Here is a 12,840-nt window from a genome sequence, read left to right as displayed (position 1 = left end):
AATTCAATTAATGATCCGTTTATACATCTCCATTACGATGAAGAAAGGGGGAACGAACATGCTTTTAAGAAAAGAAGCCGATTTACATACGCATACGACAGCCTCTGATGGTACGCAGCGACCCGCCGCTAACGTTCGAATGGCTTACGAGGCTGGTCTGGGCGCCATTGCGATAACTGATCATGATACGGTTTCTGGAGTAGCGGAAGCGCTTAAAGCAGGCAGAGAGCTTGGCATTGACGTCATTCCGGGCATAGAAATTTCTACTGTAGCCAACGGTCAGGATATTCATGTATTAGGTTACTACATACAAATCGATGATGTGCAGTTTCTCCAGAGACTGGAATCTTTGCGCGAAACGAGAACTGTCCGTAATCAAATGATGATTTCACGTCTGCAGGAGCTTGGTTTTGACATTACGATGGCGGAAGTGCTGGAAGAAGTGGCCAATACCAAAGGCAAGGGCGATACGGTTGGGAGACCTCATCTAGCAGCTGTGCTGCTGAACAAAGGCTATGTAAGCTCCATTAGCGAGGCTTTTGACAAGTATTTGGGTACAGGGGCTGCCGCTTATGCCAACCCGCCCCGTATCGAGCCAGCTACAGCCATTCAGTGGATTCATGAGGCAGGTGGAAAGGCTGTTCTTGCCCATCCCGGCCTCTATCACGATGATGCGCTGGTTGAAGAAATTACACGTCAAGGTTTAGATGGCATTGAGGTTTATCACTCAGATCATACACCGGAAGAGGAGGCAAAGTATCTTCTTCTTGCGCAGAGCTCCGGACTTCTCGTCACGGCTGGTTCTGATTTTCATGGTGAACGAGGCGGTGTTGTGTTCCATGCGCCGATCGGCTCCAAACGAATCGGGATTGACGTATTGCAAAGCCTACAAACGATAAAGGAGCAACGTTCATGAAGAAAATACGCAAAGCCATCATTCCCGCAGCTGGTCTGGGAACAAGATTCCTGCCGGCGACCAAAGCGCAGCCCAAAGAGATGCTGCCTATTGTAGATAAGCCTGCGATTCAATATATCGTGGAAGAAGCGATCGAATCAGGGATTGAAGATATAATTATTGTAACAGGCCGCAATAAGCGGGCCATCGAAGATCATTTCGATAAATCCGTTGAGCTTGAAATGATGCTGGAAGAGAAGGGAAATGTAAAGCTGCTAGAGATTGTGCAATCCGTCTCTAATCTGGCTGACGTTCATTATATAAGGCAAAAACAGCCGCTAGGACTTGGTCATGCCATTCTTTGCGCGCGCAAATTTATTGGCGATGAGCCCTTTGCCGTTTTGCTGGGCGATGATATTCTGCAAGCTTCTCCGCCAGGGCTGAAGCAGATGATGAATGTCTATGAACAGACCCAAACTTCCGTTATTGCTGTCCAAGAAGTGCCTTGGGAAGACGTAAGTAAGTATGGAATCGTATCGCCATCCATGAGTCGCGACGGCTATAAATTAATTGATGATCTCATTGAAAAGCCGGACCGTGATCAAGCGCCTTCGAATTTGGCTGTTATCGGCAGATACATCATTACACCTGAGATTTTCAGTATTTTGGAAAGGCAAGAGCCTGGCCGCGGCGGTGAAATTCAATTGACCGACGCTTTGCGTGTTCTCAATAGGCAGCAGCAAATGGCGGCTTATCTCATGCAAGCGAAACGCTATGATGTTGGCGATAAAATGGGATATATTGAAGCGACTATCGAGCTAGCCTTGCAACGACCAGATTTACAAGACCAAGTAAAAGCCTATTTATTATCTCTGATTCGCGACTGGGAATTAAAATAGATAATTACCGTTTGAACTTGGGAGGTTGATGGCATGGTCAAGGTACAGCGAATTGCTGTGATTGGAACGGGATATGTGGGATTGGTATCGGGCGCCTGTTTGGCTGAAATGGGGCATCAGGTCGTTTGTGTAGACCGCGATGAAAGGAGAATCGCGCGGCTGCTGCAAGCGGATATTCCGATCTACGAGCCCGGACTGCGAGATTTAGTAGCTTCCAATCTTCATGGTCATCGCTTAACATTCACCTCCCAGATCGGGGATGCCATTCGTCTATCCGACATTATTGTGATCGCAGTAGGAACACCTACTCTTGAAAATGGCGATGTCGATATGACGCAAGTTAACAGTGTCGTCGCAAGTATAGCCGCTTACGCCATCTCCTCCAAAACTGTCGTGATGAAAAGCACAGTACCTGTAGGCACGGGAAGATGGTTGGAAGAGCAGTTAGGTTTGCTTCTTCCTTCCGATATTAAAATTCCTGTTGTTTCCAACCCTGAGTTTTTGAGAGAAGGGTCAGCCATTCATGATACTTTTCATCCGGACCGTGTGGTAATTGGCGCGGAGTATGCTCAGGCAGGAGCTGAGATCGCCGAGCTTCATGCACCGTTGGGAGCTGAAATCCTTCTGACGGACCGTGAAAGCGCGGAGTTAATTAAATATGCATCCAACGCATTTCTGGCGGCGAAAATTTCATTCATTAACGAAATGGCTCATGTGTGTGAGAAGGTCGGTGCAAATGTTGGGCTTGTAGCTAAAGGGATGGGGTTGGATCGGCGCATTGGCCCTCATTTTCTGAATGCTGGCATTGGCTACGGAGGCTCTTGTTTCCCAAAAGATACGAAGGCTCAGCTTAAGATTGCCCAGAATGTTGATTATGATTTTAAAATATTACGCGCTGTCATCGAAGTCAATCATAGACAACGCGAACGTTTTGTAAGCAAAATAGAGCGCACGCTTGGCAGTCTGGACGGAAAGCATTTGGCTGTCATGGGGTTGGCTTTCAAGCCAAATACGGACGATTTGCGTGATGCGCCTGCGCTTGAAATTATTGCCTCTTTACAAAACTTGGGTGCCAGCGTGAGTGGCTACGATCCTGCAGTGTCAGCACATGCTGTTCAAATGCTATTAGGCGTTAACTTGTTTACAGATCCCTACAGCGCTTTAAGGGACGCAGATGCGATGGTTATTGCTACCGAATGGGATAGCCTACGAGAGTTGAATTGGGCCCTTGTACGAAGCCTGCTGAAGCAGCCGATCATCATTGATGGGCGGAATATGTTTGAGCCGGAAGAAATGGGAAGGTTAGGCTTTACTTACGTGTCCATAGGAAGAAAAACATGCGCACGCGATATGGCCGCAACAAGTTCATATATGACAAAAAAGCTGTTCCAAGGTTGAATACAACCATGGGAACAGCTTTTTGTTGACTATTTGATCGTTACTTTCATTTGTTTAATTGCGTCTTCATCCGGTGTGACGAATAGCGTTTTTTGATTCACATAAATGACAAATCCAGGCTTGGATCCCGTTGGTTTGTGGACGTGTTTAATAGCTGTATAGTCAACGGGAACTTGGCTCGAATGCTTCGCTTGACTGAAATAAGCAGCTAGTTGGGCTGCTTCCCGCAGGGTAGTATCTGAGAAGCTGTCACTGCGGATAACGACGTGCGAGCCGGGAATGTCTTTGGTATGCAGCCAGGTATCCATGGAAGAAGCTAGCCGATTCGTTAAATATTCGTTCTGCGTATTATTTTTACCGACATAGATCGGAATGCCTTCACTGGATACATAGCAGGATAGAGATGGCTTGTCTTTCTTTTTCTTTTTACGCTGTTTCTTATTGCGATCACGCACATAGCCTTGCTCCATGAGCTCGTCGCGAATTTCTTCAATATCGGTTAATGAGGCGACGCTAAGCTGCTGCAGCAGGGAGTTTAAATAGGTGATTTCCTGGTGCGTTTGATTGATTTGTTCCTCGACGATTGCCGTACTGTTTTTCATTTTTGTATATTTTTTAAAATAACGCTGCGCATTATCCGAGGGATTGAGCAGCGGATCCAGCGTAATCGTAATGATCGACTGATGCTCATCGTAATAGTTGATGGTTTCAACTTGTTTATCTCCTCTTTTAATGGTGTGGAGGGTGGCCGTAACCAGCTCACCAAGAATTCGGTACCTGTCAGCATCTTTGGAGTCTTCCACGGTTTCCTGCAGCTTTTCCAATTTTTTCACATTTTTATTCGTCTCGTTGTGCAAAAAACGAAGAAGATCGGCGACTCGCTGTTTGACTGTATCTCTTTCGGCTTTATCCCCATAAAAACGCTCTAAACAAGCACTTGGAGTGGAGTAAACCGTAGAAATCCCATCTATATGGGTCAAAGGTGTCATGGCAAAAAACATTTTTGCCGGTGCCTGCCTGTTCAACGATAACGGGCTCATAGCTATGCTGGCGAACGGCAGTCATTATGCCGTCAAAAGCATTCCACAGGGCTTCGGCAGCCGTGATGGACTCGCTATTGCCTACTTGGCGACTGCGGAATACGATTTCCTTTGCAATTAAAGGACTTAGTCCGCTGAAAGCTGCAACTAGCCGCTGCTCGGGTTGTTCTTCCGGCTGCGGTTCTTCTGTCACCGAAGGTTCGAACAACCGCTGGAAAGCAACAGAATCGATCTGTAACGGATCTTGTTTATCTTGTTCGGGCGGTGTCACATATTTACTCCCTGGCATAACGATCCGATAGGAGCTAATGGCTGGGGTAACATGATGAATACCGTCCAGAATCGTTTCTGTTTCAGGATCTAAAAGAATAATATTGCTGTGTCGCCCCATAATTTCCACAATAATATGCTTCGTGCTCATATCCCCTAATTCATCGCGGTGACGAATTTGCATGCGAATTACGCGTTCCATGCCGACTTGTTCCACGGTTTCAATAACGCCATTTTCACAGTGCTTGCGGAGCAGCATACAGAACATGGGAGCATCCATGGGATTGATCGAGGATTGCTCGGTGGCCTGCACCGCGGGTAAGTAGGATTGGCTGAAAGCAGAAGCTTAATATTTTGTCCTTGTGCTCTGATTTGCATAATAACGTCATTTTCGCTGGGCTGGTGAATCTTATTAATTCGGCCTCCTACGCACGTTTGCAGTTCGTGAACAATCGCGTGAAGGACTAGTCCGTCTAAAGCCATGATACATACAACTCCATTCTAGTTAGAAAACTTTGCTAACCTCTATGATGACATACTTTTCACAAAAACTTAAGGGCTGTTCGCTAGGAAAGATGTTTTCAGGGATATTTTCCGGCTTGTCTGAATACATTTACGTATGAGTGAGAGGCAAGATCAAGTGGGAAGTAGGAGGGAGAAGGGCGGATGAGTGAGAACAAGTGGTACCAGTTGACGTCGGAGGAAGTCTTGCAGTCTCAACAGGTGAGCATGCAGCAAGGATTGCCCTGGGAGGAAGCCTTGAAGCGGCAAGAGGAAGAAGGGAAGAATGAACTTTCAGAAGGGCAACGGGTATCTCCGATTACACTGTTATTGAATCAATTCAAAGATTTCATGGTATTAGTCTTATTAGGGGCTACGTTAATTTCTGGTTTGCTTGGCGAATACTTGGATGCAATTACGATTGTGATCATAATTGTGATGAACGGTGTGCTTGGCTTTGTACAGGAATTCCGCGCCGAGCGCTCCTTGCGCGCACTGAAAGAATTGTCGGCCCCGAATGCGAACGTGTGGAGAGAGGGCGCAGTCCATCAAATACCGGCTCGCGAACTGGTCCGTGGCGATATTATTTTGCTCGAAAGCGGAGACCGTATTCCTGCAGATGTCAGGTTTTTGGAAACCAATGGTGTGTATATCGAGGAATCTGCCCTAACGGGTGAGTCGGTAGCTATCGGGAAAATCATTGCAGCCATTCCACATGATGAAGTTCCGCTCGGAGATCAACGCAATCTGGGCTTCATGGGTACGATGGTAGCTCGTGGAACGGCTAAAGCGATCGTTGTTCGTACGGGCATGAATACAGAGATGGGCAAGATTGCAGACCTCATTCAAAACACAGAATCGATGGAAACGCCGCTGCAGCATCGTCTGGAGCAGCTCGGTAAAATCTTGATTATCGTGGCCATTGCGCTTACCGTACTTGTTGTTGTCGCAGGTATTATGCATGGACAACCGCCTTATGCGATGTTCCTGGCAGGAGTCAGCTTAGCCGTGGCAGCCATTCCAGAAGGGCTCCCAGCTATTGTAACGATTGCGCTCGCACTTGGCGTGCAGCGCATGATTAAGCGTAAAGCGATCGTTCGGAAGCTGCCTTCTGTAGAGACACTTGGGTGCGCTTCGGTGATTTGTTCTGATAAAACGGGAACGTTAACTCAGAATAAAATGACCGTTACTCACTTGTGGGTAGGCGGTGAAGTGCTGGAAGTGACTGGAGACGGCTATACACCTTCAGGCGACATTCAGGTGAATGGACAAAAGGCTGATCCTCACAAAAATCCGATGCTGGGCAGGCTGCTTCAAGTATCCGTTCTGTGCAACAATGCGACTTTGTATGAGGAGCAGCAAGAACACAGAAGGAAGAAGAGTAAGGAAAACAAGGATGAGGGAGCTGCCTCTGTATGGAACATAAAAGGCGATCCAACAGAAGGGGCACTGGTTGTATTAAGCGCTAAAAGCGGGATTACGCAACAATCGCTGGGCGGACACTTCCAACGTATTGCTGAGTTCCCTTTTGATTCTGATCGTAAACGCATGTCGGTACTCGTTGCTCATGAGGGTGGACGTTTGGCGTGCACGAAAGGTGCGCCTGACATGCTGCTGCAGCACTGCAATTACATTCTGTGGGATGGTAAAGTCATCCCTTTCACGCCTACGCTCAAGCAGAAGGTTATCTCCGCAAACGAAGGCATGGCCAAATCCGCCTTGCGTGTATTGGGACTTGCTTACAGAGATTTGAAAAGCAACGAGAGCTACGACGAATGTGAGGACGTGGAAAACAACCTTGTGTTCGTCGGGTTAACGGGGATGATCGATCCACCACGCAAGGAAGTTCGCGAAGCGATTTCCAAGTGCCGCAAAGCAGGAATCAGAACCGTGATGATTACTGGAGATCATCAGACAACGGCAGAAGCGATCGCCAAACAGCTGGGGATGATTCCGGCCAACGGGATTAGCATGAACGGGCAGCAAATTGGGCAGCTATCCGATGATGAACTTGATGCCAAAGTCGAAGATACCTATGTGTATGCCAGAGTTTCCCCTGAGCATAAGCTGCGTATCGTCAAAGCTTTGCAGCGCAAAGGACATGTTGTCGCGATGACGGGGGATGGGGTTAACGATGCACCCGCAATTAAAGCAGCAGACATCGGTATCGCCATGGGCATTACCGGTACAGATGTATCGAAGGAAGCTTCTTCTTTGATTCTCAGTGATGACAACTTCTCCACCATCGTGGCTGCCATCGAAGAAGGCCGTAATATTTATGAAAATATTCGCAAATTCATCCGTTATTTGCTGGCATCCAACGTGGGTGAAATTATGACGATGTTCATTGCCATGATGGCTGGACTGCCTTTACCTCTTGTTCCCATCCAAATTCTCTGGGTCAACTTGGTCACGGACGGACTTCCGGCTATGGCGCTGGGTGTTGATCAGGCCGAGAAGGATTTAATGCAGCATAAGCCACGCAGCTCGAAGGAGAGCATTTTTGCCAGACGATTAGGCTGGAAAATTATTTCTCGAGGCATTTTGATTGGCATATGCACATTAGGTGCATTCTGGCTTGTTTTCAGAGGCAACCCCAGTGATGCGGACAATTTGCTCAAAGCACAAAGCATCGCTTTTGCCACATTGGTTATGGCACAGCTCATTCACGTATTCGATTGCCGCAGTTCACGTTCCATTTTCCACCGCAATCCGCTGCAAAATCGTTATCTTGTGCTCGCTGTCCTGTCGTCGCTGGTTCTGATGTTAGCCGTCATGTACGTCGATGAGCTAAGACCCATTTTCAAAACGGTTCCTCTGGGGTGGAAAGACTGGATTCTTGTTTTGATTGCCGCAGGCATCCCGACATTCTTAATGGGACTTGGCAGTGTGCTGTCACCTAAACGAAACAAGCGCTCACGTTCGGTTCCTTATAATTCGAAGCCCAGCTTTAGATAACATAGATACGTTATGGAAATGAGTACTTGCAGAGAGCTGCCGTTTGGCGGCTTTTTGGCGTATAGGTTGCCTTCCACAATAGTTAGCGTTTGCACAGATGATCCTTCTGAAGGCACTCTGCTTTTGATCAAGATCGTTATTCGCAATTGCGGTATATTTAGACTATGCATAGAACAACTTTTACGCTATGATAGTGGCTAAAACACATTTATAGGAGTGCTATTTACAATGAATTTTACGAAAATGCATGGATTAGGTAATGATTTTATCGTGGTAGCCGGTGAAAAAGAACTTCCTGCGGGTGTGGATCAACTGGCGATTCAACTGTGTAATCGTTTTTTGGAATTGGAGCCGATGGCTTAGTATATATTCTTCCTTCCGAGCAAGCAGATTTCAAAATGCGCATCATCAATTCGGATGGTTCTGAGGCTGAACAATGCGGTAATGCGATTCGTTGCGTTTCCAAATATGTATATGATCATAAACTGATCGATAAAGAAGAGATTACCGTTGAGACATTAGGCGCAGGCGTGCAAAAAGTGCAGCTTAACGTACAAGAAGGTAAAGTTGTGACTGTACGTGTAGATATGGGGCAACCGATTTTAAATGGCTTGCAAGTGCCGACAACGATCGATGAAGCGCAAGTCATTAATCATCCGATCGAAGTGGACGGCAAAGAATTCCGTTTCACCGCTGTTTCCATGGGGAACCCGCATTGTGTGATTTATGTCGATGATGCTGTTCACTTTGACTTAGCTGTTTGGGGACCTAAACTGGAAGTTCATCCTTTATTCCCGCGAAAAATTAATGTGGAATTCGTCACGGTCAAAAATCGTGCATACACCGATATGCGTGTGTGGGAACGAGGAGCGGGCCCAACGCTGGCATGCGGAACCGGAGCCTGCGCGACACTCGTATCTTCCGTATTGAATGGCTTGACGGACCGCGAAGCAACGGTCTCGCTCAAAGGCGGCGATCTGTTCATCGAATGGAACGAGCAAGACAACCACGTATATATGACTGGACCGGCAGAAGAAGTGTTCAAGGGAACGGTTGACTAAGAGAAACCCTAACGTATCAGAATTATTGATAAACGTTTGTCTTAATATCTCCCTTGATTTGTGATACAGTATAACTACATTTTTTAGTAGGTGGGGAGTTTATTATGAAATTGGATCTTCGATCGGCGCTGCAGCGGGACATTTTGACCGGTGATGGCGCTATGGGGACTTATTTATATCAGATGGGGTTTCCCGTCGGCATTTCCTATGAAGAATTAAATTTGCTTCGACCGGAAACGGTCGCTGACGTGCACCGCCGCTATTTTGAGGCAGGTGCTCGTCTTATTGAAACGAATACGTTTTCGGCCAATCGCGAAAAATTGTCGAAATACGGGCTCGAAGGCGATGTGGAAGCCATTAACCGAGCTGGCGTGGAGCTGGCGAGGAAAGCCGTAGGTGACGAGGCTTATGTCGTGGGAGCCATTGGTTCCATTCGCGCAGGCAAACGCAAAAACGTTCGCACAGTGGATGTCGAGGCGTCGCTGCGGGAGCAGATCAGCATTCTTCTTGATTGTCCGGTGGACGGGCTTTTACTGGAGACCTTCTATGATTTGGAGGAGCTGCAGCTGGCGCTTCGCATCATCCGCAGCATGAGCCAGCTTCCCGTCATTTGTCAGTTTGCTAACGAAGGAACGGGGAGCACGCAAGACGGTGTCCCGCTGCAAGAAGCGTTTCTGAGGTTACGAGATGAAGGCGCTGATGTCATTGGCTTCAACTGCCGTGTAGGCCCGAATGGGATTCTCCGTTCGATGGAGAAACTGACTCCGCTTGACGGCGTGCCATTCTCCGCGTTTCCGAACGCTGGACTGCCCGACTACGTGGACGGGCACTACAGTTACACGGCGACGCCGGAGTACTTCGCCGAGAGCGCGCTGCGCTTCGCTGATCTTGGCGCGCGTATCATCGGCGGCTGCTGCGGCACGACGCCGGAGCATATCGCCGCTGTGGCAAAAGCGCTTAGCGGCTACGTCCCGGCTGCGCCGGGTACGGATGCTGCGCACGCTTCTGCGGTGCGCGTGAAGGAGCCTGCGCCAGCGAAGCCTGCGCCGCAGGCCGTTAAGCCCACGCTGCTGGACATCGTGAAGCAGCGCAAAACCGTGATTGTCGAGTTGGATCCTCCGAAGGATCTCGACATTGAGAAATTTATGCAGGGGTCCAAAGCCCTGCAGGACGCCCATGTCGACGCGATTACGATGGCCGACAATTCATTGGCGGTAACGCGCATGAGCAACCTTGCCCTGGGATATCTCGTGCAAGACAAGCTGGGCGCGCGTCCGCTTATTCATATCGCGTGCCGCGACCGCAACATGATTGGGACGCAGTCTCATCTGATGGGGCTTCACGCGCTTGGCATCGACCATGTGCTGGCCGTTACCGGCGATCCCGCCAAGTTCGGCGATTTACCGGGATCCAGCTCGGTTTATGATCTTACTTCTTTTGAAATCATTCGTATGATTAAGCAGCTTAACGAAGGTATTGCCTTCTCGGGCAAGCCGCTGAAGCAGAAAGCGAATTTCATCGTCGGGGCTGCTTTTAATCCAAATGTCAAACATTTAGATAAAGCCGTGCAGCGCTTGGAACGCAAAATTGAGGCAGGCGCGGATTATGTCATGACACAGCCTGTTTATGACGCCAAGCTCATCGAGCAAATTTACGAAGCCACGAAGCATCTGAATATACCGATTTTCCTTGGCATTGCACCACTCGCGAGCGGAGGGAATGCGGAATATTGCATAATGAGGTGCCTGGCATCAAGCTTTCTGATGAAGTCAGGGCACGTATGGATGGTCTTAAAGGGGCAGAAGGACGCGCAGAAGGTGTTGAGATTGCCAAAGAACTGCTCGATACAGCGATGGCCTACTTCAATGGCATCTATCTGATGACTCCATTTCTGGCTTATGAAATGTGTGTAGACCTGACAAGATATGTCTGGGAAAAGTCGAATCGGCATGATTTCCACTTGTACCCACTTTCAAAATGAATTAAAATAGGTTAATGGATGTGATGAGGATGATTTGCAGTATGACCGGATTCGGACAAGCGAATCGTTCTTTTGCGGGGTATAAGGTGTTTATCGATGTGAAATCGGTCAATCATAGGTATAGTGAAGTGTCTATACGGATGCCTAAGGAATGGGCGGTCTTTGAAGACGCTTTGAAGAAAACGGTGCTGCAAGCCGTGAAAAGAGGACGTGTAGACGTCTTCGTCACCGCGGAACGTGAAGCGGCTTCCATGAAAAGCGTAACCGTTGATTTTGCTTTGGCCGATGCTTATTTGCAAGCGTCCGAGCAGTTGAGGGAGCGCTATGGCTATGCCGAGCAGATCGGACTCAAAGATTTACTTAAGCTTCCTGATCTCGTTCAAATGAGGGAATCACGCGTTGAACCTGACGAACAGCTGGAACAGGAGCTATGCGCCTGCTTACAGGAGGCTGTTGCGGGGTTATCCGACATGCGCCGGCGAGAAGGCGCGTTTCTGGAGCAGGACATTCGCGAACGCCTAGGGGTATTGAAGAGCATTCATCTGGAATTGGAAGCATTAGCTCCGCATGTTGTACATGAATATGCAGCTAAATTGACAAGTCGAATCCAGTTGCTGCTCCAGGAACAATCCCCTGTGGACGAACAGCGTCTAGCGACGGAAATTGCGATCTTCGCAGATCGCTGCAATGTGGATGAAGAATTGACGAGGCTAAAAAGTCATTTTCAGCAATGTGAAGGGCTGCTCGCTGAGCAGGAGCCTGTTGGGCGTAAGCTCGACTTCCTGATTCAAGAAATGAATCGTGAAGTGAATACGATTGGCTCTAAATCGAATCATTCGGAGCCGACGGCGAGAGTGATTACGATGAAAGCAGAGCTTGAGAAGATGCGAGAACAAATACAGAATATCGAGTGAAGCGTGCATGAAGCTTCGCGAGGAGGAAGCCCTGATGGCTATCAAATTAATTAATATCGGGTTCGGGAACATCGTATCGGCGAACCGCATTATCTCGATCGTAAGCCCGGAATCGGCGCCGATCAAGAGGATCATTCAAGAAGCGCGTGATCGTCACATGCTGATTGACGCTACATATGGTAGAAGAACCCGTGCCGTTATTATTACAGACAGTGATCACGTGATTCTGTCGGCGGTACAACCAGAAACGGTAGCGCATCGACTCTCCAACAAGGACGATGATCATGACGAGTAATACGAACACTCTTGAGCGTGAGAGAGGTATTCTGATTGTTTTATCCGGTCCGTCCGGTGTCGGCAAAGGCACGGTTTGTGCGGCACTGCGTAAGATTTCCCCGGATATTGTCTACTCTGTGTCAGCTACAACCCGTTCACCCCGTCAAGGTGAAGTGGACGGCGTAAACTATTTTTTCAAAACGCGTGAACAGTTCCAGCATATGATTGAGGCCGATGAAGTGTTGGAATGGGCTGAGTATGTCGGTAATTTCTACGGTACGCCAAGGCGCTTTGTTGACGACATGCTGCGCTCCGGTCGAGATGTGATACTGGAGATCGAGGTCCAGGGGGCTTTGCAGGTGAAACAAAAGTTTGCCGAAGGTGTTTTTATCTTCTTGCTTCCGCCGTCTTTGGATGAACTGGAGAACCGTATTGTGACGCGTGGTACCGAAACGGATGAAGTGATTCGCAGTCGTATGTCCGTTGCTGTTGACGAAATCCGTTTAATGGAGCATTATGATTATGCGATCGTCAATGATCATGTAGAAACAGCATGTGCGAAAATTCAAGCCATACTGGCAGCGGAACACTGCAAAAAAGATCGTATGTTTCCAAAAATCGTACAATGGATGGATGAGGTGAATTAA

General features: G+C 48.2%; 7 protein-coding genes and 3 pseudogenes. 9 read left to right on the top strand and 1 reads right to left on the bottom strand.

Annotation, left to right across the window (positions count from 1 at the left end; all coding sequences use genetic code 11):
• The first annotated feature begins 58 nt into the window (after nt 1-58).
• Genes FU659_RS01940 through FU659_RS01930 form a run of 3 tightly spaced genes read left to right on the top strand, consistent with a single transcriptional unit; the run spans nt 59 to nt 3,192 of the window.
• Nucleotides 59-916: a PHP domain-containing protein gene (locus tag FU659_RS01940; protein WP_147945996.1), complete on the top strand. Its 858-nt coding sequence runs from the start codon at nt 59-61 to the stop codon at nt 914-916.
• A complete protein-coding gene (gene galU / locus FU659_RS01935; RefSeq protein WP_147945995.1) occupies nt 913-1,794 on the top strand; it encodes a UTP--glucose-1-phosphate uridylyltransferase GalU in 882 nt (293 codons plus the stop codon). Before FU659_RS01940 ends, galU begins: the two co-directional genes overlap by 4 nt.
• A 33-nt stretch (nt 1,795-1,827) precedes the next feature.
• Nucleotides 1,828-3,192, top strand: coding sequence for a UDP-glucose dehydrogenase family protein (locus tag FU659_RS01930; protein WP_147945994.1), 1,365 nt, complete (start codon nt 1,828-1,830; stop codon nt 3,190-3,192).
• A gap of 29 nt (nt 3,193-3,221) precedes the next feature.
• Here the strand turns inward: FU659_RS01930 and FU659_RS01925 are convergent.
• Nucleotides 3,222-4,985: pseudogene (locus tag FU659_RS01925) on the bottom strand (Rqc2 family fibronectin-binding protein).
• Nucleotides 4,986-5,168: 183 nt separating this feature from the next.
• On the opposite strand from FU659_RS01925, the gene FU659_RS01920 reads away from it, so the two are divergent.
• The 6 genes and pseudogenes from FU659_RS01920 to gmk all read left to right on the top strand — a co-directional run bounded on the left by FU659_RS01920 (nt 5,169) and on the right by gmk (nt 12,840).
• The gene (locus FU659_RS01920; protein ID WP_147945993.1) at nt 5,169-7,961 is read left to right on the top strand and encodes a calcium-translocating P-type ATPase, SERCA-type; all 2,793 of its coding nucleotides are present in this window, start codon (nt 5,169-5,171) and stop codon (nt 7,959-7,961) included.
• A gap of 228 nt (nt 7,962-8,189) precedes the next feature.
• A pseudogene (dapF, locus tag FU659_RS01915) lies at nt 8,190-9,022 on the top strand (diaminopimelate epimerase).
• A gap of 104 nt (nt 9,023-9,126) precedes the next feature.
• A pseudogene (locus FU659_RS01910) lies at nt 9,127-11,003 on the top strand (bifunctional homocysteine S-methyltransferase/methylenetetrahydrofolate reductase).
• Nucleotides 11,004-11,032: 29 nt separating this feature from the next.
• A complete protein-coding gene (locus tag FU659_RS01905; protein WP_147945992.1) occupies nt 11,033-11,917 on the top strand; it encodes a YicC/YloC family endoribonuclease in 885 nt (294 codons plus the stop codon).
• A gap of 34 nt (nt 11,918-11,951) precedes the next feature.
• Nucleotides 11,952-12,212, top strand: a complete 261-nt coding sequence (gene remA / locus FU659_RS01900) for an extracellular matrix/biofilm regulator RemA (RefSeq protein ID WP_009672664.1) — start codon at nt 11,952-11,954, stop codon at nt 12,210-12,212.
• Nucleotides 12,202-12,840: a guanylate kinase gene (gene gmk, locus FU659_RS01895; protein WP_147945991.1), complete on the top strand. Its 639-nt coding sequence runs from the start codon at nt 12,202-12,204 to the stop codon at nt 12,838-12,840. The genes remA and gmk overlap by 11 nt, the downstream gene beginning before the upstream one ends.

The organism is Paenibacillus sp. N3.4 (assembly GCF_008017805.1).
Taxonomy (GTDB): Bacteria; Bacillota; Bacilli; order Paenibacillales; family NBRC-103111; genus Paenibacillus_E.
Note: the sequence above shows the minus strand (reverse complement) of the source record. Positions and strands in the feature narration are given on the sequence as shown.